23 protein-coding genes are annotated in these 24,102 nt (G+C 54.4%); 10 read left to right on the top strand and 13 right to left on the bottom strand.

Going from position 1 to position 24,102, the window contains the following annotated elements; genetic code table 11:
- Nucleotides 1–2: 2 nt before the first annotated feature.
- The 10 genes from QLG08_RS07015 to rutA form a co-directional block, all read right to left on the bottom strand.
- Complete coding sequence (locus tag QLG08_RS07015) at nucleotides 3–1,868, bottom strand: ABC transporter ATP-binding protein (protein WP_272847691.1); 1,866 nt, start codon at nucleotides 1,866–1,868, stop codon at nucleotides 3–5.
- Nucleotides 1,869–1,883: 15 nt separating this feature from the next.
- A complete protein-coding gene (dgcA, locus tag QLG08_RS07010) occupies nucleotides 1,884–2,849 on the bottom strand; it encodes an N-acetyl-D-Glu racemase DgcA (protein WP_014333152.1) in 966 nt (321 codons plus the stop codon).
- 1 nt (nucleotide 2,850) lies between these two features.
- Nucleotides 2,851–3,858, bottom strand: coding sequence for an N-acetyltransferase DgcN (dgcN, locus tag QLG08_RS07005; RefSeq protein WP_014333151.1), 1,008 nt, complete (start codon nucleotides 3,856–3,858; stop codon nucleotides 2,851–2,853).
- Between the two features lie 297 nt (nucleotides 3,859–4,155).
- On the bottom strand, nucleotides 4,156–5,502 hold the full coding sequence (rutG, locus tag QLG08_RS07000; RefSeq protein WP_272847690.1) for a pyrimidine utilization transport protein G: 1,347 nt from the start codon (nucleotides 5,500–5,502) through the stop codon (nucleotides 4,156–4,158).
- Nucleotides 5,503–5,535: 33 nt separating this feature from the next.
- On the bottom strand, nucleotides 5,536–6,090 hold the full coding sequence (gene rutF, locus QLG08_RS06995; protein ID WP_019105820.1) for an NADH-dependent FMN reductase RutF: 555 nt from the start codon (nucleotides 6,088–6,090) through the stop codon (nucleotides 5,536–5,538).
- A gap of 30 nt (nucleotides 6,091–6,120) precedes the next feature.
- Entirely contained in the window at nucleotides 6,121–6,711 is a 591-nt protein-coding gene (locus QLG08_RS06990) for a malonic semialdehyde reductase (RefSeq protein WP_013027870.1), read from the bottom strand.
- On the bottom strand, nucleotides 6,708–7,535 hold the full coding sequence (gene rutD, locus QLG08_RS06985) for a pyrimidine utilization protein D (protein ID WP_013027869.1): 828 nt from the start codon (nucleotides 7,533–7,535) through the stop codon (nucleotides 6,708–6,710). The genes QLG08_RS06990 and rutD overlap by 4 nt, the downstream gene beginning before the upstream one ends.
- Nucleotides 7,536–7,558: 23 nt before the next feature.
- On the bottom strand, nucleotides 7,559–7,957 hold the full coding sequence (gene rutC, locus QLG08_RS06980) for a pyrimidine utilization protein C (RefSeq protein WP_272847689.1): 399 nt from the start codon (nucleotides 7,955–7,957) through the stop codon (nucleotides 7,559–7,561).
- A gap of 25 nt (nucleotides 7,958–7,982) precedes the next feature.
- On the bottom strand, nucleotides 7,983–8,735 hold the full coding sequence (gene rutB / locus QLG08_RS06975; protein ID WP_019105823.1) for a pyrimidine utilization protein B: 753 nt from the start codon (nucleotides 8,733–8,735) through the stop codon (nucleotides 7,983–7,985).
- Nucleotides 8,732–9,823: a pyrimidine utilization protein A gene (gene rutA, locus QLG08_RS06970; protein ID WP_272847688.1), complete on the bottom strand. Its 1,092-nt coding sequence runs from the start codon at nucleotides 9,821–9,823 to the stop codon at nucleotides 8,732–8,734. Before rutA ends, rutB begins: the two co-directional genes overlap by 4 nt.
- 398 nt (nucleotides 9,824–10,221) lie before the next feature.
- Between rutA and rutR the strand changes: the two genes are divergently transcribed.
- The gene (rutR, locus tag QLG08_RS06965) at nucleotides 10,222–10,911 is read left to right on the top strand and encodes an HTH-type transcriptional regulator RutR (RefSeq protein ID WP_014598333.1); all 690 of its coding nucleotides are present in this window, start codon (nucleotides 10,222–10,224) and stop codon (nucleotides 10,909–10,911) included.
- 75 nt (nucleotides 10,912–10,986) lie between these two features.
- On the opposite strand, the gene QLG08_RS06960 is transcribed toward rutR, so the two are convergent.
- Nucleotides 10,987–11,682 (bottom strand): hypothetical protein, encoded by a 696-nt coding sequence (locus QLG08_RS06960; RefSeq protein ID WP_228225144.1) that lies wholly within the window; start codon nucleotides 11,680–11,682, stop codon nucleotides 10,987–10,989.
- Between the two features lie 154 nt (nucleotides 11,683–11,836).
- On the bottom strand, nucleotides 11,837–12,061 hold the full coding sequence (locus tag QLG08_RS06955) for a KTSC domain-containing protein (protein WP_013027863.1): 225 nt from the start codon (nucleotides 12,059–12,061) through the stop codon (nucleotides 11,837–11,839).
- A 386-nt stretch (nucleotides 12,062–12,447) separates the two neighbouring features.
- Between QLG08_RS06955 and QLG08_RS06950 the strand changes: the two genes are divergently transcribed.
- From QLG08_RS06950 to QLG08_RS06935, 4 genes are all read left to right on the top strand, one after another.
- Nucleotides 12,448–12,891: an antitoxin Xre/MbcA/ParS toxin-binding domain-containing protein gene (locus QLG08_RS06950; protein WP_014598335.1), complete on the top strand. Its 444-nt coding sequence runs from the start codon at nucleotides 12,448–12,450 to the stop codon at nucleotides 12,889–12,891.
- Nucleotides 12,888–13,355, top strand: coding sequence for an RES family NAD+ phosphorylase (locus QLG08_RS06945; RefSeq protein WP_013027861.1), 468 nt, complete (start codon nucleotides 12,888–12,890; stop codon nucleotides 13,353–13,355). The genes QLG08_RS06950 and QLG08_RS06945 overlap by 4 nt, the downstream gene beginning before the upstream one ends.
- 644 nt (nucleotides 13,356–13,999) lie before the next feature.
- The gene (gene fliD / locus QLG08_RS06940; protein WP_014333136.1) at nucleotides 14,000–15,394 is read left to right on the top strand and encodes a flagellar filament capping protein FliD; all 1,395 of its coding nucleotides are present in this window, start codon (nucleotides 14,000–14,002) and stop codon (nucleotides 15,392–15,394) included.
- A 684-nt stretch (nucleotides 15,395–16,078) separates the two neighbouring features.
- Entirely contained in the window at nucleotides 16,079–17,014 is a 936-nt protein-coding gene (locus QLG08_RS06935; RefSeq protein WP_013027859.1) for a flagellin, read from the top strand.
- Between the two features lie 61 nt (nucleotides 17,015–17,075).
- On the opposite strand, the gene QLG08_RS06930 is transcribed toward QLG08_RS06935, so the two are convergent.
- Entirely contained in the window at nucleotides 17,076–17,648 is a 573-nt protein-coding gene (locus tag QLG08_RS06930; RefSeq protein ID WP_014598338.1) for an NADPH-dependent FMN reductase, read from the bottom strand.
- An 87-nt stretch (nucleotides 17,649–17,735) separates the two neighbouring features.
- On the opposite strand from QLG08_RS06930, the gene QLG08_RS06925 reads away from it, so the two are divergent.
- The 5 genes from QLG08_RS06925 (at nucleotide 17,736) to gnd (ending at nucleotide 24,085) form a co-directional block, all read left to right on the top strand.
- Complete coding sequence (locus tag QLG08_RS06925; RefSeq protein WP_013027857.1) at nucleotides 17,736–17,969, top strand: DUF333 domain-containing protein; 234 nt, start codon at nucleotides 17,736–17,738, stop codon at nucleotides 17,967–17,969.
- A 39-nt stretch (nucleotides 17,970–18,008) separates the two neighbouring features.
- The gene (locus QLG08_RS06920; RefSeq protein WP_014604627.1) at nucleotides 18,009–18,509 is read left to right on the top strand and encodes an N-acetyltransferase; all 501 of its coding nucleotides are present in this window, start codon (nucleotides 18,009–18,011) and stop codon (nucleotides 18,507–18,509) included.
- A gap of 88 nt (nucleotides 18,510–18,597) precedes the next feature.
- Entirely contained in the window at nucleotides 18,598–19,389 is a 792-nt protein-coding gene (locus tag QLG08_RS06915) for an MBL fold metallo-hydrolase (RefSeq protein ID WP_022622887.1), read from the top strand.
- A 1,188-nt stretch (nucleotides 19,390–20,577) separates the two neighbouring features.
- The gene (locus tag QLG08_RS06910; RefSeq protein WP_272847687.1) at nucleotides 20,578–23,079 is read left to right on the top strand and encodes a glucan 1,4-alpha-glucosidase; all 2,502 of its coding nucleotides are present in this window, start codon (nucleotides 20,578–20,580) and stop codon (nucleotides 23,077–23,079) included.
- A gap of 1 nt (nucleotide 23,080) precedes the next feature.
- Nucleotides 23,081–24,085, top strand: a complete 1,005-nt coding sequence (gnd, locus tag QLG08_RS06905) for a phosphogluconate dehydrogenase (NAD(+)-dependent, decarboxylating) (RefSeq protein WP_264418200.1) — start codon at nucleotides 23,081–23,083, stop codon at nucleotides 24,083–24,085.
- Nucleotides 24,086–24,102: the final 17 nt, after the last annotated feature.

The following is a 24,102-nucleotide window of genomic DNA, read 5'->3' as shown; positions in this document are numbered from 1 at the left end:
AATTATCGCAATGCAATGCCGTCAGCGACCCAGTGCTGAGGCGCAACCTGTCGATAACGGGGTTTAGTGACCGTTTCGCCCACTTTTCTTAACGGCGAAGGGATTTCGCTGTCATCGATAATACGGGGCTGACGGTTCTCGGGATCCGCCACCGGCACGGAGGCCAGCAGGCGTTGGGTATAAGGATGTTGCGGCTGATTAAATACCGACTGACGCGGCCCAAGCTCCACAATCTGGCCGAGGTACATCACCGCCACACGGTTGGCAATGCGCTCGACGACCGCCATATCGTGAGAGATGAAAATCCACGCCACGCCCGTTTGCTGCTGCAGATCCATCATCAGGTTCACCACCTGCGCCTGAATGGAGACGTCAAGGGCCGATACCGCTTCATCAGCAATAATCACTTTGGGCTTCAGGGCCATGGCGCGGGCAATGGCAATACGCTGGCGCTGACCACCTGAAAATTCGTGTGGATACCGACGCGCGTGCTCGGGCAGCAGACCAACGCTCTTCAGCAACGCATCTATCTGTGGCGAAGCCTGTTCCAGTGAGGACACCATGCCATGTAACAGCAAGGGCTCGGCAATGGTGAAACCCACGGTAAGCCGAGGGTTCAGTGAGGCGTAGGGATCCTGAAACACCATCTGAATTTCACGGCGGAGCGGCTGGAATGCTGCCTCTTTCAGGTGAGAGATTTCTTTCCCTTCGAAGTGAATGCTTTCGGCGTCACTGTTGATCAGGCGCATCAGCGCACGGCCGGTCGTCGATTTGCCGCAGCCGCTTTCGCCCACGATCGCCAGGGTTTCACCTGGCCACAGACTGAAATCAATCTGCTCAACCGCATGGACATGATGCGTGAGCGTCGAAAAGATGCCGCTGCGGATGGGATAGTAGACTTTCAACCCACACACATCGAGCAACGGCGCGGTGTCGTAGCGCGCGGTATGCTGTTCATTTTCGACGGTATTCTGTGTGCCGAGCAGCGGAAAGCGTTGCGGCCACGCATATTCGCGCATGTCGCCCAGTCTCGGCACCGCCGCCAGCAAAGCCTGGGTATACGGGTGCTGCGGGGCGGCAAAAACCGCTGCGACGCTGCCCTGTTCGACGACTTCGCCACGCAGCATGACCACGACACGATCGGCGATTTCAGCCACGACGCCCATATCGTGAGTGATAAACAGCACCGCCATCTGTTTCTCGCGTTGCAGCTCACGCAGAATGTGCAGAATGCGCGCCTGCACGGTAACATCCAGCGCCGTTGTAGGTTCGTCAGCAATCAGAAGTTGCGGATCACAGGCCAGCGCCTGCGCAATCATCACCCGCTGGCGCATACCGCCTGAGAGCGCGTGCGGATAGCTTTTCATGACACGATCCACATCGGCAATACGCACCTGTCGAAGCAATTCACGCACGCGCGCATGCGCTTCTTTCTTGTCGCACTGTTGATGATCGCGTAACGCTTCAGTGAGCTGGTCATCGACGCGCAGCACCGGATTCAGCGAGGTCATGGGCTCCTGAAAGATCATCGCCATTTCACGACCACGCAACGTGCGGCGCTGATTTTCATCCAGTGTTTCCAGCGCATGTACTTTTCCGCCACGATCGCGAAACTGCATGCTGCCGCGATCGATACGGCCGCTGTTCGCCAGTAAGCCCATTACGGCCAAAGAAGTGACTGATTTCCCTGAGCCACTCTCACCCACTACGGCGACAATTTCGCCCGGATTAATGGCAAAACTGATGCCTTTTAGTGCCTGATTCTCGCCGCTGCGCCCACGAAATGAGACGCTGAGATCCCGAATATCAAGCACGGGTGATGAACCGGCGGCACTGTTGGCAGAAGAAGTGAGTCGTGTGTCCGTCATCGTCGCCTCGTAGAGTTATAGCCAGATACGGCCTTCGGAGTAGGTCAAAAAAGGAGAACTGTCGGCAGCAAGCCAGATAGGGCCATCTAAATCGACGTGCTCTGCGTTAACCGCCACCGGCAATGCGGCTTCCATCGCCAGTGATGAGCCCAGCATGCAGCCGACCATGATGCGCATATTCTGCTTTTGTGCTTCTTCTACCATCGCCAGCGCTTCCGTCAGGCCACCGCACTTATCCAGCTTGATGTTGATCATCTCGTAGCGGTTCCGCAGTCCGGCAATATCCTCGCGCGTATGGCAACTCTCATCAGCACAAACGGGAACCGGATGATGAAAACGTTGCAGGTCCTGATCCTGACCGGCGGGAAGCGGTTGCTCGACCATAGCAATGTTATAGCCCTGAAGTGCGGCCAGCAGGCTTTCCAGGTCCATTCCCGACCAGGCCTCATTAGCGTCGATAATCAGCGTGGCGCGCGGTGCCGCAGCGCGAATGGCCGCCACCTTTTCCAGAACCGCATCACGATTGAGCTTAATTTTGAGCAGGATGGCGCCACGCGATACGGCATCCGCCGCCGCCAGCGCCATATTTTCCAGCGTATCGAGGCTGAGGGTTTCCGCCGTGATCACCGAGCGTGGCTGAGGACGTGCACTTTTCTGCCATAGCGTTTGACTGGCGCGGGCGGCATCCAGTCGCCACAGCGCACAGTCCAGCACGTTGCGCGCGGAACCGGCGGGTAAGCGGTGTTGCAGATCATGACGGCTCAGGCCGGCTTCAACGTCAGCGCGCACTGCCTCAAGCTCGGCCTGAACGCTGTCTGGCGTTTCATCGTAGCGCGCCGTGGGCGTACATTCGCCTCGCCCAATGAAACCGTTTTGCTCCAGCGTGACCCGGATAACCGTGACGGCGGTACGCGTACCGCGCGAAATAGCAAAGGGCCGTGCCAGCGGCAGTTCCACCACGTCAATCTGCAACTGTCTCATTTCACCCCCGCGCCTGAAGCAGTGCGGCGATCTCGTCGATGCCAAAACGCACAGGATCCGTAGCCGGTAAACCAAACTCTGCGCTGACTTCGGCGCAATAGGCGCGCGCTTCGTCTTCCGTGTAATTTGAGGTGTTAATGGCAAACCCCGCCAGCTGGACAGACGCGCTGGTCACCTGGGCAGCGCGCAGATTGGCTTCAACGCAGTCTTTCAGGCTGACCATTGGCTGATGAGGTAAATGGCGCATATGGGGGCGCCCCATTTCATGGCACATCACCAACCAGTGAGGTTGCGCACCGTGCATGAGCCCCATACTGACGCCTGCGTAAGAGGGGTGGAACAGTGACCCCTGCCCTTCAACGATGTCCCAGTGATCCTCATCATTCGCGGGTGACAGCGCTTCGGCCGCACCGGCAATAAAATCCGCGATGACCGCATCCACGGCAATCCCTTCGCCCGCCACCAGAATCCCTGTCTGACCTGTAGCGCGAAAATCCGCTTTCATTCCGCGCTCACGCATCGCCGCTTCCAGCGCCAGTGAGGTGTACATCTTGCCCACGGAGCAGTCAGTGCCAACAGTCAGTATCCGTTTGCCTGTCCGCTTCTTACCACTGCCGACGCTCAGCGTCGGACGCATATGACGTAAGTCAAAAAGCTCAACACCAAACGTCTGGGCAAGCGTCACCAGTTCGGGCTCGTCCACCAGACGGTGATGCAGTCCGCTGGCAACGTTCATGCCTGCTTTGATGGCACTTTTCACCGTATCCAGCCAGTGTTCTGGCAGATAGCCCCCTGCGTTAGCAGTACCGAGCACCAGCGTTTTCGCGCCGCGTGCTTTGGCGCTGATGATGTCAAGTTCATCCAGACCCAGGCTGACAGTACAGCCCGGGAGTTTAATTTCGCCCACGCACTGCTCCGGCCGCCAGATATGAATACCGCGCGCCGTTTTTGCCGCGAGTGGATCGGTGACATCGCCAAGAAAAAGTAAATAGGGTTGTGGAATTAGCATGATATTTCTCGTTTCAGACAAAGGTAAGTTTCTGAACCCACTATTTCATGCGCTTCAAAAGGTGACGAATGCTTGTTTAGTTGGAGGATATAACCGCAGGCTATAGTCAGATGAAAAGGTTATGGCACCCACGTTAATTCAGGGATCAGGGCGAAAATCAGTTCAGTTTGCGGGGGAATTCATAGGAAAAGATAATATGTCAGGCGCGCAAAGGCGGTGAAAAATGCCTGGTTAGTGTTATGCAACGATCACCAGGCACCCTTAACACCCACTGACGACAGACGAAGCAATAAAAGGTTACGGCTCTCTCAGCGCCGTTTCTGTGGCTGCCTCAATCTCAGCCGGCGTCTTTGCCATTTTGCTGCGGCTCAGAAAAGCATTGAGTAAAATCGCCCCAAAGGTCGCGGTGCCGATGCCGCCCATGCTGAAGCCGCCCAGGCTTAGGGTGAAGTTGCCCGCGCCCAGTACCAGCGTAACTGCCACCATGATGAGATTGCCATTCAGGCCCAAATCAACGTGGTTTTGTACCCAAATGCGGGCGCCAGCTACGGCAATCAAGCCAAATACCACGATGGATGCTCCACCGAGCACCGGGCCAGGAATGGTGTGGATCAAGGCACCAAATTTAGGCGAAAAACCCAACACAATGGCCATGATTGCGGCGGCGACAAAAATCAGCGTGGAGTAAATTTTAGTGACGGCCATGACGCCGATATTTTCGGCATAGGTTGTCACGCCGGTGCCGCCCGCCGAAGCCGAAAGCAAGGTCGCCAGGCCATCCCCGATAAAGGCGCGGCCCATGTAGGGATCGAGATTTTTACCGGTCATCCCCGCCACGGCTTTAATGTGGCCAAGGTTTTCCGCAACCAGGATCACCGCCACCGGCGCAATCATCAGCATAGCGTGCGTGCTGAATACCGGCGTAGTGACGGTGGGCACGCCGAACCAGGGCGCCTGCGCCACGGCGCTGAAATTCACCGGCGTGCCCAGCCCGAGGCCGTTGGTGATCGCCATATAAATCAGGTACGCCGCCACCAGACCCAGCAACAGTAACAGTCGCTGTACCAGACCGCGTGTAAACACCGCCACCGATCCGATACACAGCACCGTCATCACCGCCATCCAGCTGTCAAACGATGAAGCGGATACGCTGTTTATGGCAATCGGCGCCAGATTGAGTCCAATCGCCATCACTACCGCGCCGGTCACCACCGGCGGCATCAGGCGCTCAATCCAGCGAGTGCCGACCGCCATGACGACAAAACCGATCAGCATGTAAATCAGGCCACAGGCGATAATCCCGCCCAGCGCGACGCCGATATTCGGGTTCGTGCCGTGGCCGCTGTAGCCGGTCACGGCAATCACTAACCCGACAAATGCAGCACTGGAACCGAGATAACTCGGCACGCGCCCGCCTACGACCAGGAAGAACAGCAGCGTGCCGATGCCCGACATCAGGATCGCCATATTGGCGTCAAACCCCATCAGCAATGGCATGAGTACCGTGGCGCCAAACATCGCCACCGTGTGTTGCAGTCCCATGATCACCGTCGCGCCAAACGGTAGCCGTTCATCCGGCGCGATCACCGCGCCATCCAGATTACCTTCTCTTTTACGCCATTGCGGAAACCAGGAATGTGCCATGTACGATCCTTACTAAGTTGAATGCGGATTGAGTTAACAGGCTATCTGACGCATCAGCGGATGATAGCGTCGGTCGAAATACGCCAGTCCGTGGCAGTCATCGTTGCAACGGAGTGCAACAACTTCACAAAACATAATATCGTGGGTACCGACCCGGGTGATCTGCGTGACCTTGCAGTCAAATGACACCAGCGCGTTAGTGAGGATCGGGGAGCCGGTGGCGAGATCTGTCCATTCGGCGGCGTCGAAGCGTTGTTCCATCGGCGTTTTTCCGCCGAATAAATTAGAAAGTGATTCGTGGCTGTCGGCCAGCGTGTTTACGCACAGCACCTGATTTTGTATAAACGCCGGATGTACCGACGCAGAACGGTTCAGGCACACCAGCAGTGTCGGTGGCGTATCGGTGACGCTGCACACAGCAGAGGCGGTGAAACCTGCCCGACCGCCGGGGCCGTCAGTGGTGATGATATTGACGGCAGAGCCGAGGCGCGCCATGGCATTGCGGTATTCCTGTTTCTCAACGGCAGCCTCTTTTTCAGCAAGGGGCATGTCGGTCTCGGGCAGTGTGGCGTTCAGGGTTGATTGCATGCTCTTGTCCTCAGTCATGATCGGTGATGCTTACAGCACGCGACAGGCGCGGTCAAAGTCCAGGCGCGGTGCGCGCGGATAGACTTTGCTGCTGTCGCCGTAACCAATGTTAATCAGAAAATTCGATTTCCAGCCTTCCTGCGCCAGAAAGGTTTCATCAACTTTGGCATTGTCGAAACCGGACATCGGTCCGGTATCCAGGCCAATCGCGCGACAGGCCATAATCAGATACGCAGCCTGTAAACTGCTGTTGCGGAACGCGGTATCCTGTGCCAGCTGTGGGCTGGAGGTGAACCATGAACGGGCATCGCCGGACGGAAACAGTTCAGGCAGCAGCTCATAGAATTCCGGATCCCAGGCAATAATCGCCGTCACCGGAGCGGTCATCGTTTTCTTCAGATTGCCACTGGAAAGTGCCGGCGCCAGTTGTTGTTTCGCTTCCTGGCTCTGAATAAATACGATGCGCACCGGGCTGCAGTTCGCCGAGGTCGGCCCCATGCGCGCCAGTTCGTAAATCGTTTTCAGTTGTTCGCCTGTTACCGGTTTATTCAGCCAGCCGTTATGGGTGCGGGCTTCGGTGAACAACGTGGCCAGCGCGCTGGCGGTTAATGCTTCGGTCATGGCATCTCCACAGGTATGAAATCAGACGGTGTTCCGGATGGATGCGAAGCCTGCCGCTGCAGCCAGTCCAGTAAAATCGGGTTAAACGTATCGGGGTCCGTTACGCTCATGGCATGTCCGCCGTAGCCCATTTGCAGGTGCTCGCCATGGGGAAGACGCGAGGCGAGATCGGCTGAACAGGACCAGGGCACCAGCAAATCATCTTTAGCGCTCAACGCCAGGGTCGGCGCGATGACGCCTTTGAGCGAGGTGGTCAGATCGGAGTCCATCAGCGCCTGCAGGCGATGCAGCAGGTTTTCCATCCCCTGAAAGTTCGCCACCTGATGCTGGCGCTCTTCCTGCAGGAAAGCTTCATGTTCAGAAAGCCAGTCACCCGGGTACAGAAACAGCGGCTGCGCCTGCACGTAGGCATCTACGCCGCTGTTAAGCAGCAGGTTCCGACGGACGTCGAAGCAGCGGCGCGTCTGGCTGTTAAGGACTGTCCAGCCATTAATTACCACCAGACTTTGCAGCAGCGCGGGATAACGCAGGGCAAGATGCAGACCCATAATGCCGCCCAGTGCGTGACCGACCAGATGACAGCGGCTGATATTCAGCGCGTTAAGTAAGCCTGCCAGCTCATCGGCCATATCCTCCATCCGGTAACCGGCGGGTACGCTACCCTGACTGGCGCCGGTGCCGTACTGGTCATAGACCACCACCCGAAAATGCGCCGAGAGCATCGCCAGCTGAGGCTGCCAGAATCCCCCGGAGCCGCCGAGACCCGAGGAGAGCACGACGGTTTCTGCATCAGCGTTTTGCTGACCCAATACCTTGTAATACATACTGTTTCCTCAGATGAAATACATCACCGAACAGATGATTTGCCAAGGTGGGCAATCGATGCGATTTCGATCAACGCATCCGGTTTCACCAGCCCACACTGAATGCAGAACCTTGCCGGTTTTTCACCCGGGAAATACTCCGCATAGACCTGATTCACTGCCCCGTAATTCGCCCAGTCGGTGATAAAAATCGAGTTCATGGTGACGTCATCCATGCTGCCGCCTGCGGTTTCGATCACGCTTTTGATGATCTCCAGTACATGGCGGGTTTGTGCTGCCGCATCGCCCACATGTACGACGTTGTTGTCTTTATCAAAAGGCAAAGTACCGGAAACGTACAGGACCCCATCGGCAAGCGTACCGGGAACAAATGGCGCCAGCGGAACACCGCTGCCGGCTGGAATAATGGCGCGTTTAGGCATCGTTCATTGTCCTTTTCACAAGCGGTCAGGCCGCGTTTTGTTCAGTTTTGTAACCCACCGCGTCGCAGAAGTGGCTTACGCTGGAGACCCAACCAAAAAACGTTTCGATGTTATAAATCGCGGCTTTTTGCGCAAACTCGGGGCCCGCCTGGTGTGTCGCGTCTTCCAGTACGACGCCAAAATATTCCAGAAAGAAGCCGTCACGCAGGGTGGATTCGACGCACACGTTGGTGGCGATGCCGGTGAAAACCAGATGATGAATGCCGTAGCTGCGCAGCAGGCTATCCAACTGGGTATTAAAGAAGCCGCTGTAGCGTGGTTTTGGCAGCACAATATCGCCCGGCTGGGGTTGCAGTTCATCGACCAGATCGTAATCCCAGTCCCCTTTCGCCAGCAGTTTGCCCATCAGCTCGGGACGTTTGCGCATTGTTTTCAGCGCATTGGATTTATGGAAGTTGGGCGAGCCCGCCCCCCCGGCTTCAACATACTGATTGTCCCAGCCGTTCTGGAAAAAAATCACTTTAATGCCTGCCGCGCGAGCAGCGGCAATCGCCACTTTGATATTGGCAATGACCGGCGCGGTGGCAGACACGTCAAAGCCTGCCAGATCAAGATAACCGCCCTGCGAGGCGTAAGCGTTTTGCATATCCACCACAATAAGCGCCGTCTGCTGCGGGGTGAAACCAATCGCTTCAGGACGCGCGGCCAGCACCCTTTCCTCGCCAGCATTATCGGGCGCGCGGCGAACCACGGTTTGATTTTCAACAATGTTCATCATGCGACCTCTTTCTGCTCAATGCCGATGTGCTGGCGCGTTTTCATTAACGGCTGGATGTAGCGACCAAAGTTTTCAATGCCTTCGACGAAATCGTCAAAGGTCAGCAATACGCCGCCCGCACCGGGAACCGTATCGATCTCATCAAGCATTCTGGCGACGCTGGCCCAGGAGCCGACCAGCGTCCCCATGTTGATGTTGACCGCTGACGTGGGATCGGCCATCTGGCGAACATTGGTATCGCTGCCGGATCGGGTATCTTTACTGCTCTGGTCGGTGAGCCATGACAGGGCCTCCGCATCAGCACCGGCTTTGTACAGCTCCCATTTGGCGCGCGCGGCCTCGTCGTTTTCATCGGCAATCACCATGAACAACACGTAAGAGGACACGTCACGGTTTTCAGCGTCAGCCGCTGTTTTCATGCGGGCTGCGGTAGGTGCAAAAGCGGTTGGCGTGTTGACGCCTTTGCCAAAGCAGAAGTTAAAATCGGCGTGTTTGGCGGAAAACGCCATGCCGGCGTCACTTTGTCCGGCGCAGATGACTTTCATTTCGCTTTGCGGGCGTGGACTGACGCGACAGTCATCCATTTTGAAAAATTCGCCGTCAAGCGTGCAGTGCCCTGTTCCCCACAGATCGCGCAGTACGCTGACATATTCGGTCAGGTAATCGTAGCGGCGGGTAAAATAGTCATCGCCAGGCCACATGCCCATTTGTTCGTATTCCGGTTTCTGCCAGCCGGTTACCACGTTCACGCCGAACCGGCCGTTGGAGATGGAGTCAATTGTGGCAGCCATGCGCGCAACGATTGCCGGTGGCATGACCAGGGTGGCGGCGGTGGCGTAGAGCTGAATGCGGGACGTTACGGCGGCCAGACCGGCCATCAACGTGAATGACTCCATGTTGTGTTCCCAGAATTCCGTTTTACCGCCGAAGCCGCGCAGTTTGATCATCGAGAGCGCGAAGTCGAAATGGTAGTGCTCTGCTTTCTGCACAATGGTTTTATTCAGTTCGAAGGTTGGCTTGTACTGCGGCGCAGTTTCTGAAATTAGCCAACCGTTGTTACCGATAGGAATAAAGACACCGATTTTCATAGCTCACCTCGATTGAAAATAATTGGGACGACAACAAGGGCTTGCGAAAATCTCTGCGCGGCTTAAGTGCGTCCTGCGGGTTCCTGTTGCACCGTGCTGAAATCTCCTGACGTAAGGACATTTGCAAAGCGGATGCCAGTTTTTAAAAAGTAATTTAAAACAGAATGTTATGGGGTTGTGTAGATTTATAATGGAGTAAATGGTCTAAAACAGACCACTTACTCAAAAATAACTGCACGTTAATCAGGCAGAGTTGAGCGCAAATGGTGCAGTTTTGTTAAATATTGGTTGTGCTGGGTTGTTATCAGGTTGTGTTTATAAATAACGCGTATGACGATAGTCGCCTTAATGCCTATTTGTTATGCTTTTGACCTTGTTGTGTGTATCAGGGAAATGTTGTGAAGCCATTGTCCGAAAACCCGGGTTCTGACGCCGGAGAAAACCTCGCCGCGAAAACGCCATCGAAATCTGTGACGCGACGTTCGCGAGCGGTTGCTGCCAAACGTGGCGCTATCATGGCCGCTGCACTGGAATTCTTCTCACTGTATGGCTTTCACGGCACCCGTCTTGAGCAGGTTGCTGAACGCGCGGATGTCTCGAAAACCAATCTGTTCTATTACTTTCCCTCGAAAGAAGATTTATACATTGCGGTGCTCAAAGGGCTGCTGGATATCTGGCTGGCACCGCTTAAAGCACTGCAGTCCGATCAGCATCCTCTGGAAGCAATACGGGAATATATTCGCCTGAAGCTTTGCGTCTCCCGTGACCATCCTCAGGCCTCAAGATTATTTTGTCTGGAGATGGTTCAGGGCGCACCGCTGCTGAAACAGGAGCTGGGCGGCAGCCTGAAAACGCTGGTGGAGGATAAATCGGACGTGATTCGCGGCTGGATTAAAGATGAGTTGATCGCACCCATCGATCCGATGCAGTTGATTTTTATGCTGTGGGCCACCACTCAGCATTACGCAGATTTTGGTGTGCAGGTTGAGGCGATTACCGGTAAAACACTCAGCGATCCTGTATTTTTTGAACAAACGGTGAAAAGTGTCCAGCACATCATTACCGAAGGGATTCAGATTCGGGCGTAAAAAATGGCGGGCAGAACGCTACTGTTCCAGGCTGTTTACACCACAGGCTAAACTGGCCTCGCATCTCTCCCGGCGTCATTGCCGTAATGCGTGCGCAAAAAACTTCACGCCGTCAGGCCAGGCGCCCGGGTGGCCCGCAAACGCAGTGGCTGCATTGCCGACGAGTAGGTTATGGGTTCCGGCCTGGGTGATGTAAGGCCCCTCTGCGCGCAATCTGGCCAGCGTGATTGATGAAGGTCGGACAATAACGATATGGCCAGGCCTGTGCTTATCGGGGCTTTCATAGGAAATCACGACCAGCATTCCCTGGTTAGCAAGCTGCTGTGCATGTAGTGCATCGGCCGCCCTAATCCAGCCCGCCTGACGCCCTTCCTGACTGTCGAACCAGCGTGTCTGCGCGCTTGCGAGCAATATCTGGCTGTGCTCTGGTGGCCTGAGCATATACACACCCAGCCGGGCCCCCATGGCCGCCGCAAACGCACTGCAGTGAGTATGATTGCCGGGGCCTGAATAGTCATCCGGCTTGTCAGGCTGACCGGTTTCCCAGTTGACGTGATGATGATTGAGCCATAAATGCTCAACGTCCGACCGATCAAGCACGGTGAGGATCGCCTGAGCGGCAGGCGTGACGGGACCACAGCAGGGTTGCTCAGCGGAGCGCGCGGACGAGGGAATGTTTTCGGCGGCAACCGTTATTCCTGTCAGTGCAACCAGTACCACAGCCATGCGGGTGACTAAACTTAAAAAAACGCGGATAAGCGATTTTTTCATCGTTACCTCACTGCGCAGACAGAAAGATCAGCCTGCAGGGATAATACTGGCAGTCAGCAACAGGCAGACCCGAATGTGTCTGGTTATCCCTGCCACGTCAATGCCCTGAAAACGGTGACGGCGGTCAATGTTTTCAGGGCTTCAGCAATGCGCGCTAGGCATCACTCTTTTGATACATGGAGAAGAAACGGTTGTCGATACTTTCGCGGAAAAAAGCGTCCTGATCGAGGGCAGCACAGAATCCCTGATAGGTATGAGCAGGCACGGCAAGCCAGCGACGGCAGGTGCCATTGCGGTATTCAAGTTCCAGTACACCTGACGTCGGGTCGAATCCCGCACTGCGGAACAGAGAGGAAGAATTAATATCGTGTCGTTTCATAACGGATAGTCCCTATCGGTTGAGCCCAGTACCTGTGTTTAAGAGCGGCAATATAACACAGTCATCGATAAGAGTTGCCTTGGGTAAAAATCTTGCCATGTTAAAAAATGATGCCCTGTCTGTAGAAGCCACACTGACCATGGTGTACCTGTAATGATGTCCAGCTAAATGCGTCGTTCGTAGCCGTTTTTCCTTTGTTTTCAGTCTCGCTTTTACGTTTTCTTGTCAGACCCGGCGCTGACCGTCAGGGCGGTATAACTTCGTGTCTCTGTCTGCAGCCAGAGAAATGATAAAACGACTTTATTTTCTTATGATGACAGTGCATCAATGGCTGATTGAACGACATCACCATTTGGCTATAATAGAACAACCAAATGGAGGTGATGATGAAACAGTTCACTTTACCCGTATCCGCTGCAGAACCGGATCGTCTATGGCAATTTGCTGGCCTGAGCAGTGCTGACGGCGTGATGCTGATGGATCAAATCGATGATGGTCTGGACGGCACGGTAGCCAGTCGCATTGTCACCTGGGCGCAAATCTCTCAGGCAGAACTGCGCCGTATGACCGGCATTGCGGGCTCAACCTTCACCCGCGGCGTTAAAAGCCGCTTTACTGCGGAGCAGAGCGAACGGCTGGTGCGTTTTATTCGCGTGATGGATCGTGCGGTTGAGCTGTTTGAGGGCGATAAAGAAAAGGCACGGCAGTGGCTCAATGAGCCTGCGCGCGCCTTAGGCAATAAAAAACCGGCTGATCTGGTCGCGTCAGAAACCGGGGCTTACGAAGTGCTGAAACTCATTACCCGGCTTGAACACGGTGTGTATTCTTGAAGCTCTATCGCATGACCAAAACGCGCTATCTGGGGTCGGCCTGGAGCGGTTTTGGTGCCCGTGAAGGCGGCGGACGCTGGAACAGCGTCGGCGTATCGATGGTCTACGCTTCTGAAACCGCTTCCCTCACCATGCTGGAGACGCTTATCCATCTGCAAAGCGCCAGCGTGCTGGACTTTTTTACCCTCATGAGCATTGACGTTCCCGACAGGCTGATTGAATGGATTGATATCAAGCAACTGCCTGACGACTGGGCCGCACCGGAAGCGCCTGCAGCGCTGCGTTTATTTGGTGATGCCTGGATACAAAGCGGGGGATCGGTCGCACTGCGCGTGCCCAGTGCCCTTTCGCCCGTGGAATCGAATTATCTTCTCAATCCCGAGCATCCTGAATTCAGTGCGATCGTCAGACAGGCAGTAAACATCCCCTTCCTTTTTGACGCACGTTTTTCCCGACAGGTATAAGGCCGACGCATTAATATGCACCTCTTCACGTCGCCCTGCGCCCTGACATCGGGTTGGGCTCCGCTTTGCGATATGTGCTTCAACGTGCACCTTTGTTAACGTTTCGATCGCTGCCGTAAATGGATGTAACAATCGTAAACTTAACGCGCAGCGAAAATATTTTTTACCGGAAACAGGGAAGAATACGCAATAAAAAGCAGTCATCCACCTTTCTGGCCCGGTTGTAAACGCATTGATTAGCGACGGATATTTTCAGGACACCGCATAATTTGCATTAAGTATTTTTCCGTTTTTTGCATCAATTTGTCGTCGATCGTGGTTTAAACAGGATAAGCAGAGTGAATAACTGAGCCATGATGATTAGGAAAAATGAATTTGGCTTAAGGTGGAGGATGCTGGCTAAATGACTGATTAATCGCTGATGTGTTTGCAGACGGCACCGATGTAGATTATTCAAAAGCCAAATTAACCGCCCCGGAAGAATTTCAAATTGTTATTGCGTTAACAATTTTTTACCTCCTTAACAGAAAATTGATGGTTAAGTAATGACAATAAACCGATTTGCAACAACATTTAAAATCAGAAAAACCCCTGATTAATGCATTGTATTTTTAGTTCTGGTGTCACTTCATCAGGACAAGAATATGGCAAGCATAAGCACACTTGGCGCTGGTACTAACCTCGACCTCAATACGTTATATGATAATTTACAGTCAGCTGAGCAGGCGCAACTGACACCGATTACTAATCAGCAGGCGTCTTATAATGCGCAGCTGACGGCCTGGGGCGTGGTTCAGAGTTCAATGTCGAAATTGCAAACGGCCGCCTCTGCGCTGGAAAATGCCTCGAGCATTGCCACAACCAAAGTCACCAGCTCAAATACCGCCTTTACTGCCACGCTTGCCAGCGGTGCCGCAGCCGGAAACTATTCCGTTGAGGTCGATCAGCTCGCCGCCGCGCAGTCTCTGCTTTCTAAGTCCGCCAGCAGCGAAAGTACCGATCTCGGTGACAGCAGCATGGCATCACGTACGATTACCATCAGCCAGTCTGGGCAGAAATCGCCGCTGACCGTGACCTTAAACCAGGATCAGACCAGTCTGACAGATATCCGTGATGCAATTAACAAGCAGCAAGGTAGCGTTAATGCCAGCGTGATTATGGCAAACGATAACACCTACTATTTGTCCCTGACCGCACGTGATAGCGGTACCGCGAATGCGATGACCGTCAGCACCAATGACTCGACGCTGTCACAGTATATCAGTTACAGCAGTGGCGGCAGTAATAACGGCATGACACAGCAGGTTGCTGCTCAGGATGCTCAGTTGAAGATAAACGGTTTGGCTATCACGCGCAGCAGCAACATCGTCACCGATGCCCCTGAAGGGGTCACACTGAATCTGAATAAAGTTAACAGCGGTTCCCCTGAAACCTTATCTATCGCCACGGATACCACGCCTATGGCGACGGCGATTCAGACGTACGTTGATGCCTATAATTCCCTGCAAAAAACCATTGCAGATCAGACAAATTATACACCCGTGCAGGAAGGCCAGGCGCCAAGTACCGATAATGGCGATCTGCTGGGGGATAATACGTTAATGAATATCCAGACCAGCCTGCGCAGCCAGTTTTCCGATCCTCAGGGTAGCGGAAGCATTCAGGTACTCTCACAACTCGGCATTACCCAGGACGATAAAGGTGACCTGACGGTAGACAGCACCAAGCTGAATGCCGCCTTAACCAATCAGCCTGCAGATGTTTTAAGTTTTCTGACCGGTGATGGCAAAACTACGGGGTTCGCGACGCAGGTGACCAACAGACTCAATGATATGTTAGCCAGCAACGGCACGGTATCAAACGCGACGACAGGGATTAATACCTCGCTAAAACAGTTGTCTGATCAATATAACAACGTTAATGATCAGATCACCGCGGTCATGGCGCAGTATAAAACGGAGTTCACCAATCTGAGTACGCTGGTGTCTTCAATGACGCAGACGGGGGATTACCTCTCTGCACAGTTCGCAAAAATGTAATTCTGGTTTAGCCGAAATTTTTATCTTCCGCGCTGATGGTACACCTTGCCATCAGCGCGCCGCCGTTTGATGTTGTCCTTTCCCAGACCGGTTCCCCGTTCGTCCCTTCTCTGCTTAAGCTGAACACGAGAAATCCGTTCAACATTATTACCCGTCCGCTAACCGATGTCTCTGGGCATGAGAGCCAAGGCTGAACTCCCGTCGTTTTTCATGACAAACTGGTTTTAACGCTGCCAGCAATTTTCTTGACTACGGACGTCTGTCTTTCTTGTGGGGAAATGTAAAAAAATAATTATTATCATCGTAATGCCGGATAATGATATATCTTACTTTTTAATTAGGGAGAGTTAATGTAATTTCCTTAATGAGAGGCTGTGTTACAGAAAAAACATGACTCATCATACCATGCGGCTAATAATGTAAATATTTAATCATCTGTGCTTTTTGATGATAAATGCTGTAACAAAAGGTTTTTAACCTTTAAAAAGTTATTCTTCTGATTGAGGTTTGTGTGTGCTTATAATAACTTTTTTCTGAGTTTTTTCTGTATTTACAACTTCACCGCCCTGTAAAAAAAACCATTCACTAATTAATCTTAACTGGCGTCTTTTCATTAAAGTTTGGCGTAGTCAGCTCGATAATAATAAGGCGTAAATAATACGTTTCTATAAGAAGGAATTTACCATGTCAGTGATCAACACAAACGTTCTGTCGTTAATTACTCAAAACAACCTGAATAAGTCACAGTCATCATTGGGTACGGCTATCGAGCGCCTGTCATCAGGCCTGCGTATCAACAGCGCCAAAGATGACGCGGCCGGTGAAGCGATTGCTAACCGTTTCACATCGAATATTGACGGCCTGACGGTTGCCGCACGTAACGCCAATGACGGTATTTCATTGTCTCAGACGGCTGAAGGTGCACTGGATGAAATAAACAACAACCTGCAGCGTGTCCGTGACCTGACTGTTCAGGCTCAGAACAGCTCCAACTCAGCATCTGATATTGACTCAATCCAGGCTGAAGTTAACCAGCGTATGCAGGAGATTGACCGCGATACCAAGCAGACAGATTTCAACGGTCTGAAAGTCCTCAACACAGGATCGGGTAGCAGCACTTACAATTTCCAGGTCGGTGCGCAGGATGGCCAGACTATCGGTATCACTCTGAGTTCCAGTGACAGCTTCGATCTTGCTGCGGCCGGTAACGCCTCGTCAGGCACCGTGCAGAATACCAGCGTGACCACTGGCCAGACAGTTAACGGAACCGCCCGTAGCACTGCGGCTATTGGTTTTGACGTGCTGAAGGGTGCCGTAACCGGCGGTAGTGGTGGCACCGCATCAGGCAGCACCCCACTGGCGGATATCGATAAAGCCATCAAGGCCGTCGACAGTCAGCGCAGCCTGCTGGGTGCATCTCAGAACCGCTTTGAGTCTACAATCAGTAACCTGAATAACACCGTGACTAACCTGACTGCAGCACGAAGCCGTATCCAGGATGCGGACTATGCGACGGAAGTGTCGAACATGTCACGCGCGCAGATTCTGCAGCAGGCGGGCTCGTCGGTACTGGCCCAGGCCAATCAGGTACCTCAGACTATGCTGTCTTTACTTCGTTAATCGACAATTTAAGAACCACGCTTTTTGCAGAGCGTGGTTCTTCTCAGAGGATTAACTTAAATCACCCCTCGCTTACCCTGCGAATAAAATCACTGAACGCGGCTAACTGTTTTGCCAGATGTTCCAGCGTGCCCTGCTCAATCACCTTCCCGGCCTGCTCATCGACTTTATTCTGGATCGCCCCACCCATAAATTCCGGCTTGTTCAGCACCATGGCATCGAGAAATACCAGAATCTGACGCAGGTGATACTGACAACGTGCTCCACCAATAGCGCCCATGGAGCTGGTTTGAATCGCCACCGGTTTTCCCGCCAAAGGTTGATTCGGTACGCGAGATAACCAGTCAATGGCATTCTTTAAACCGCCAGGCACGGAGTAGTTATATTCGGGTGTGACGATAATAACGCCATCAGCCTCGCGAATACGTGCAGCCAGCGTGTCAACCGTGGCGGGGAATCCCTCTTCTTGCTGAAGATCCGCATCGTACAGTGGAATATCCCGAATGGATGGCAGTGCATCTATGGTCATCCCCTCTGGCGCCAGCTGTGGGAGTGCACGCGCGATCATGGCGTTGTACGAGCCTTGCCTCAGGCTTCCCAGCAGCGTGACGATTTTTAACGGTTTGTCAGACATCATCCTTCTCCTTTTGAGTGGCTATAATGATTTACCCGATAAATCCAGATAGCATATGAATGCGCTCTTCAACAACAAGCAGGTTATATGAGAACCTTTTTACCGATTTTACTCTCTCTGCTGCTCTCTGGCTGTCTGTCCTCACCCTCACCGCGTGAAACATCGACATCACAGCTGGCTAATCCTGCATCCCAACATTGCCTTGCTGTCGGCGGCAAAATTGACAGCGTGAAAACAGCGGCTGGCGAAGAGGGATACTGTACCTTGCCTTCGGGAGAGCGCATAGATGAGTGGGCATTGTACCGCCGCAATACCCCGTAAAACCGGACGGCGGCATCATCTTTAAGGGAGTATCGCATTATGCCTACCCCAGATAACTATCTCGTCCGGCAAGCAACGACGCATGACCTGGCAGGCATCACGGCACTGCTTCAGGAAAACGCAGCGGGCAATGGCGGCACGCTGAATGGCGATTTCCCCGCCGAAAAAGTTGCCGGCATGCTGAATCACCCCGGCGCCATAGTGGCAGTCGCGCAGTGTGCGGCAGGGATTGCCGGCGTGTTATTTAGCACCTCATCATTCCGGCAAGGCCCGGAGGTGGTGAACGCCATGTTGCGCGCCTGGCCGCCCGGGAAGCAGTGCTGGATTTATGGCCCGGCCTGCATCAGCACCCGGGCCCGCGGTCAGGGCCTGCTGCTGCGTCTGTACGATGAACTGCGCAGTCACTACGGTACTAAGGCCCCGGTGCTGTTTATCCAGGCTGATAATCGTCGATCAATTCAGGCGCACGAGCGTCTTGGCATGACCCAGGTGGCGCAGTTTTACATCAACAACGTCCACTTTTTGGTCTACAGCCATTAATTGTCCTTCACGCCCTATGGCACAAATTGAAACCTGCACCTGATACAGGCTCTAAAATTAATCTGAAAGGGTTAAGGGAGAACGCAGGATGATCAAAATTTGCCTCACGTGCGGCACGTCTTATCAACAGCAGGATGTTCACATTGATCGCTGTAAAATCTGTGAGGACGAACGTCAGTATGTCCCGCCAACAGGACAACAGTGGATTTCACCTGAGGCGTTGCATGCGGCCCACAGTAATAAATGGTCTCAGCTGGAAAAGGGATTATTCAGCCTGCAAACGGTTCCTGAATTTGCTATTGGCCAGCGGGCCTTTCTTGTAAAGGGCGCGCAGGGCAACGTACTTTGGGACTGCATTCCCGATCTTGACGATGCCACGATTGACATCGTTCGTGCCCTGGGCGGCATCAGCGCGATTGCGGTTTCTCATCCTCATTACTACAGCACCATGCAAGACTGGGCAGCGGTCTTTGATGCGCCGATTTACCTGCACGCCAGTGACAGCGAGTGGATTATGCGTGACAGCCCCTATCTGCGGTTATGGGAAGGTGAGACAAAAACCCTCATGCCTGATGTGACACTGTTACGTCTGGGAGGACACTTTGAAGGTGGAACCGTGCTGCACTGGGCAAAGGAGGATGGCATCGTGCTCTCTGGTGATATCGTGCAGGTTAGCGCAGGGTCAAACGCAGTCTCTTTTATGTGGAGTTATCCCAATATGCTTCCTTTACCCGCCGCGACAATCACTGCGATCGTCAATCGACTTCAACCCTATGATTTCAGGAAACTTTACAGCGCATTTGAAGGGCGCGATATTATTGCCGATGCCAGCAGTGTGGTGAAGCAGTCTGCGCAAAAATATATCGATTGTTTACGCTAACCGCGGCGGACAGCTCCAGCGCTGTCAGCCATCAAGCTCATCGACCCGTTCTACCTGCAAAGGTTTTGGCGTTTTGAGCGCTTCGATATGCGCCAGCGCGTGCCTCAAGCAAGGCTTCCGCCTGAGGTGTCAATCGATTCATCGGCCTGGCGAGTGATGAGTCCGGCGTCCTGCAGGCGGCTAATCAGCCCGGACGCGCTGTGCGGTTTTAAAATCAGCCGCTCTGCAACCTAACCCACCGTTGCCGTTGCTTCTCGCGCTACCCAAATAGTCAGTGGCGCCTGATGTTGCTGTGGTGTCAATCTCACATTGCGTGCCTGACTATCACTAAAGGCAATAAATCTGCGTAGTTCCGTGCGGAAGTTGGCCAGCAAGATGTAATCAGCATCTGTCATTTTCGGCTGTGACATACAGTCACCTTTGGCGATGGGGTTTATCTCGTAACACGATGTAAGTTTTCTGCTTTTAGACATTGCAAAAAAAGACATTACGCAGGGGCGCACTGTCGATTTACCTGCCAGGCTCAACGTAGCTGGCCACAGGGTATCTCACGCTGCCTTGCCCGATGGGGCCTTGTACATTAGATATCTGACCTACCCTGCTATCACGTCCGCTACGGGCACAAAGCGATCGTTGAGCCAGACCTTTAGCCTGACCAGGACTACAGCGATAAGTGCAAAGATGCGGCTCAGCGCCGTACGCCCGACGTAGTCGGGTACAGCCCTTTAAATGATGTGATTTCATGCGTTTAGCTGAAAATCCAGACGGGAGAGCGGTGCTATCAGGACGCACGTTCTTGCGCTGCCGGGCATCAGTCGGGTTCGTCTGAAGCAAGGCGCATCGTCGCCCTGGCTACCCAGAGATGGGGCGCGGGTTTAGTGTCCGCGCGATGAAGGGGAGCGGGTCGCGGCGGTTAATGAGTCAGTGAGGAAGACGTTCATGTGCGGATGAAGGTGAGCGGCGAAAAGTCGTCTTGTCGTGAATAATTTTCGGTGTTGCTGCGCTGATAGGGATGGTTGATTCAACACACTATCAGCGCTATATAAATCTTGGAGTTTGGTTCTATATTGCTCAGGCGCAAGGTGAACCGGGTTGCCCCGGTACAGAAAAGCCGCCGCATGAAGCCAGGATTTACTCCGCAACGTCGTCGTCTAGATTTTCTACGCAGACCGCCAAGGTATCCTAAAAATGTCAAACGCTGACAGCGACGCCGTCCCGTTGCAAACGTGCATGAAGCATGACGACCCGCCATTACGCGCAGGCGTTGACGCCGCCCCGGGAAGGCCAGGAATTGAAGCCCGATGGACATCGAGTGCCAAGAGCGGAATCGGCACGGCCCTTTCATCAGACTCGCGCGTCTGGTTCACCTTGAGCCACGGCGTTCTCAACGAAATCTATTATCCACGCGTTGACAGCGCCTGTACCCGCGATTGCGTCTTCGTCATCACGGGGCCTGAAGGTTATTTCTCCGAAGAAAAGCGCGACTGCCTGACCGAAACCCGTACCCACTCGCCAGGCATTCCGGCCTTCACAATCACCAACACGGCGCGTGACGGCCTCTACAGGCTTGAGAAGGACATCATTACGGATCCGGCCCGTGACTGTGTGCTGCAGCGGGTCCGTTTCACCGCGTTGAAGGGGAACGTTGAGGATTACACCGTCACCGCACTGCTCGCTCCCCATCTGGTGAATGCCGGACAAATGAACGCCGCCTGGATCGGCGAATTTGACGATAAGCCAGTGCTTTTCGCCACCGGCCGCTCCCGCTATCTGGCGCTCGTCTGCGACATCCCCTGGACGGCAATGAGCGCCGGGTTTGTCGGTCTGTCAGACGGCTGGCAGCAGCTTAAAGAACAGGGACGCCTCGTGAACCAATACCGGCGGGCAGACGACGGCAATGTCGCGCTTGCCGGAGAGCTGGCGTTCACCAACGCCTGCAGTGAAGCCACGCTGGCTATTGGTTTCGGCCAAACGGAATCCGAGGCCGCAGCGGCGGCAACCGCCAGTCTTAACGCGGGCTTTGATAAAGCGCGCGATGGGTATATTCGCAACTGGCAAGCGTGGCAGGAGAGGCTCATTCCACTCGATCAAGAAGCGCGAAACGGCGTCAATACATACCGGGTTTCAACGGCGGTACTGGCCTCGCACAGAGCCGCTGATTGCCCCGGCGCCGTTGTCGCGAGCCTGACGATACCCTGGGGATTTTCGAAGGGCGATGACGATCTTGGCGGCTATCATCTGGTCTGGCCGCGAGACCTGGTCGAAACGGCAGGGGGTTTCCTGGCCGCAGGCGACGCCGACCAGGCACTCGCCATTCTGGAATATCTCCGTCGTGTTCAGGAGCCCTCCGGGCGCTGGCCACAGAACCTGTGGCTGGATGGAAAACCCTACTGGACAGGCATCCAGATGGATGAGTGTGCATTCCCCCTTCTGCTTATGGATATGCTGCGCAGACTCGGCTATCTCGACAATAAAGCGCAGAAACGCTTTATGCCTATGCTACGCCGCGCGGCCTGCTACATTTTGACCAACGGCCCGGCGACCGCGGAGGACCGCTGGGAGGAAGACTCAGGCTACAGCCCGTTTACCCTGGCGGTTGAGATCGCTGCACTGCTTGCCGCCGCGGATCTGCTTTCGATAGACGGAGATGAAGCGGCGGCAAACCACCTGCGAGAAACCGCAGACTGCTGGAATGAGCAGATTGAAAAATGGACCTTTGCCGGGGATCCCCATTTTTGCACCTCGATTGGCATTTCCGGTCACTATGTCCGCATCGCGCCGTCGGGCGCAACGGATGAGGTCAGCGCATCCGGCAATACCGAGATTCGCAACCAGACACCGGATCGGGCGCTTCTGCCGACCGCTGATGTGCTGAGCCCGGATGCCCTGGCACTGGTGCGTTTCGGCCTGCGTGCAGCGGACGACCCGCACATCCTTGATACGATAAAGGCTATTGACCACAGTCTTCGGGTCGATTTACCCCAGGGGCCATTGTGGTATCGGTACACCGGTGATGGCTATGGCGAACACGCAGACGGCGCGCCGTTCGACGGTATCGGCCAGGGGCGTCCATGGCCTCTGCTGGCGGGCGAACGCGCGCATTACGAGCTGGCAGCGGGCAGGCACGACGCGGCTGAGGCGCTCCTGGCCACGCTGGAAAAATCGGCAGGCTCGGGCGGGCTGTTACCGGAACAGGTATGGGACGGCCCCGATATTCCTGATAAGGCGCTGTTCTTCGGGCGTCCTTCCGGTAGCGCCATGCCGCTTGTCTGGGCACATTCCGAACACATTAAACTGCTGCGATCGCTTCGCGATGGCGCGGTCTTCGATATGCCACCCCAAGGCGTTGAACGCTATATCAGAAATCAGACCGTATCGCATTTGCGCATATGGCGCTTTAACAACCGCGTATCCTCCCTTCCTGTCGGGAAGCAACTGAGGCTGGAAACGGAAGCGAACGCCCTGGTGCACTGGAGTACGGATGACTGGGCTACCGTTTCTGACTCCCCGGCGCGCTCATCGGGGCTTGGAACCTATTACGTGGACCTGCCTGTACAGCACGAAACCGCAGGAACCCGCGTTGTCTTTACCTTTTACTGGCCTGACGTTGAACATTGGGAAAACACCGATTTTACCGTTCACGTCGTAAATGAACCGAACGATCAAACCCGCATTGGCAATGGAGAATGATATGCAGATTGGAATGGTAGGTCTCGGCCGCATGGGCGCCAACATGGTACGTCGCCTTCTTAAACAGGGCCACGAATGCGTCGTTTACGACGTGAACGCCGATAACGTTGACGCACTGGTTAAAGAAGGCGCAACCGGCGCGTTATCCCCTGGCGATCTGATTACGAAGCTGGAGGCGCCGCGCGCGGTCTGGCTCATGCTCCCCGCGGCGATAACACCAAAGATTGCGCGGGAGTTCGCAGCAGCGCTGAATAAGGGCGACGCTATTATCGATGGGGGCAACTCCTTTTACCGTGAAGCTATCGACCTCGCCGGGGAATTTTCACCTCTCGGAATCGACTATATCGACGTCGGCACATCGGGTGGCGTTTGGGGCCTCGAGCGTGGCTACTCCCTGATGATTGGCGGCCCGCAGGCGGCCGTGAAGCGCCTGGACCCGATTTTTGCGTCGCTTGCGCCCGGTGCCGGTCAGAACATTGCGGAAGATGCGGCCCTGGGCACGGCGCCGAGAGGTTATCTTCATTGCGGGCCAGCAGGCGCCGGACACTTCGTCAAGATGGTACATAATGGCATTGAATATGGTGTCATGGCCGCCTATGCCGAAGGCCTGAACATATTAAAGGCCGCCAATAGCGGAACCGGCGAGCGGGAGGTTGATGCGGAAACCGCGCCCCTTTCCAGTCCGCAATATTATCGTTTTGATATCAATCTTCCCGCCGTTACAGAGGTATGGCGACATGGCTCGGTGATCGGCTCCTGGCTGCTGGATCTGACAGCCGAGGCGTTGAAACAGGACCCGAATCTCAACCATTATGATGGCCGCGTGTCTGATTCCGGTGAAGGGCGCTGGACATTGCAGGCGGCTGTCGACACGGGCGTTCCTGCTCCGGTTCTCGCGTCTGCTCTTTTCGGGCGTTTCTCTTCTCGTGGCGAAGCACTGTTTGCCGAAAAAGTCCTCTCAGCCATGCGGCACGCCTTCGGCGGCCATTTGGAAAAAACCAGGTAACGCGGAGGTACACAGCG

It is taken from the genome of Pantoea sp. V106_11 (assembly GCF_029967885.1).
Classification (GTDB): Bacteria; Pseudomonadota; Gammaproteobacteria; order Enterobacterales; family Enterobacteriaceae; genus Pantoea; species Pantoea ananatis.
Note: the sequence above shows the minus strand (reverse complement) of the source record. Positions and strands in the feature narration are given on the sequence as shown.

Excerpts from the sequence above, each read along its gene's own strand:
- fliD (WP_014333136.1), top strand. The coding sequence starts at position 14,000 with ATGGCAAGCATAAGCACACTTGGCGCTGGTACTAACCTCGACCTCAAT.
- dgcA (WP_014333152.1), bottom strand. The coding sequence starts at position 2,849 with ATGAGACAGTTGCAGATTGACGTGGTGGAACTGCCGCTGGCACGGCCC.
- QLG08_RS06930 (WP_014598338.1), bottom strand. The coding sequence starts at position 17,648 with ATGTCTGACAAACCGTTAAAAATCGTCACGCTGCTGGGAAGCCTGAGG.
- rutA (WP_272847688.1), bottom strand. The coding sequence starts at position 9,823 with ATGAAAATCGGTGTCTTTATTCCTATCGGTAACAACGGTTGGCTAATT.
- QLG08_RS06920 (WP_014604627.1), top strand. The coding sequence starts at position 18,009 with ATGCCTACCCCAGATAACTATCTCGTCCGGCAAGCAACGACGCATGAC.
- QLG08_RS06955 (WP_013027863.1), bottom strand. The coding sequence starts at position 12,061 with ATGAAACGACACGATATTAATTCTTCCTCTCTGTTCCGCAGTGCGGGA.
- QLG08_RS06910 (WP_272847687.1), top strand. The coding sequence starts at position 20,578 with ATGTCAAACGCTGACAGCGACGCCGTCCCGTTGCAAACGTGCATGAAG.
- QLG08_RS07015 (WP_272847691.1), bottom strand. The coding sequence starts at position 1,868 with ATGACGGACACACGACTCACTTCTTCTGCCAACAGTGCCGCCGGTTCA.
- gnd (WP_264418200.1), top strand. The coding sequence starts at position 23,081 with ATGCAGATTGGAATGGTAGGTCTCGGCCGCATGGGCGCCAACATGGTA.
- QLG08_RS06990 (WP_013027870.1), bottom strand. The coding sequence starts at position 6,711 with ATGACCGAAGCATTAACCGCCAGCGCGCTGGCCACGTTGTTCACCGAA.
- rutC (WP_272847689.1), bottom strand. The coding sequence starts at position 7,957 with ATGCCTAAACGCGCCATTATTCCAGCCGGCAGCGGTGTTCCGCTGGCG.
- rutB (WP_019105823.1), bottom strand. The coding sequence starts at position 8,735 with ATGATGAACATTGTTGAAAATCAAACCGTGGTTCGCCGCGCGCCCGAT.
- QLG08_RS06950 (WP_014598335.1), top strand. The coding sequence starts at position 12,448 with ATGAAACAGTTCACTTTACCCGTATCCGCTGCAGAACCGGATCGTCTA.
- QLG08_RS06960 (WP_228225144.1), bottom strand. The coding sequence starts at position 11,682 with ATGAAAAAATCGCTTATCCGCGTTTTTTTAAGTTTAGTCACCCGCATG.
- QLG08_RS06915 (WP_022622887.1), top strand. The coding sequence starts at position 18,598 with ATGATCAAAATTTGCCTCACGTGCGGCACGTCTTATCAACAGCAGGAT.
- rutF (WP_019105820.1), bottom strand. The coding sequence starts at position 6,090 with ATGCAATCAACCCTGAACGCCACACTGCCCGAGACCGACATGCCCCTT.
- QLG08_RS06935 (WP_013027859.1), top strand. The coding sequence starts at position 16,079 with ATGTCAGTGATCAACACAAACGTTCTGTCGTTAATTACTCAAAACAAC.
- dgcN (WP_014333151.1), bottom strand. The coding sequence starts at position 3,858 with ATGCTAATTCCACAACCCTATTTACTTTTTCTTGGCGATGTCACCGAT.
- QLG08_RS06925 (WP_013027857.1), top strand. The coding sequence starts at position 17,736 with ATGAGAACCTTTTTACCGATTTTACTCTCTCTGCTGCTCTCTGGCTGT.
- rutD (WP_013027869.1), bottom strand. The coding sequence starts at position 7,535 with ATGTATTACAAGGTATTGGGTCAGCAAAACGCTGATGCAGAAACCGTC.
- rutG (WP_272847690.1), bottom strand. The coding sequence starts at position 5,502 with ATGGCACATTCCTGGTTTCCGCAATGGCGTAAAAGAGAAGGTAATCTG.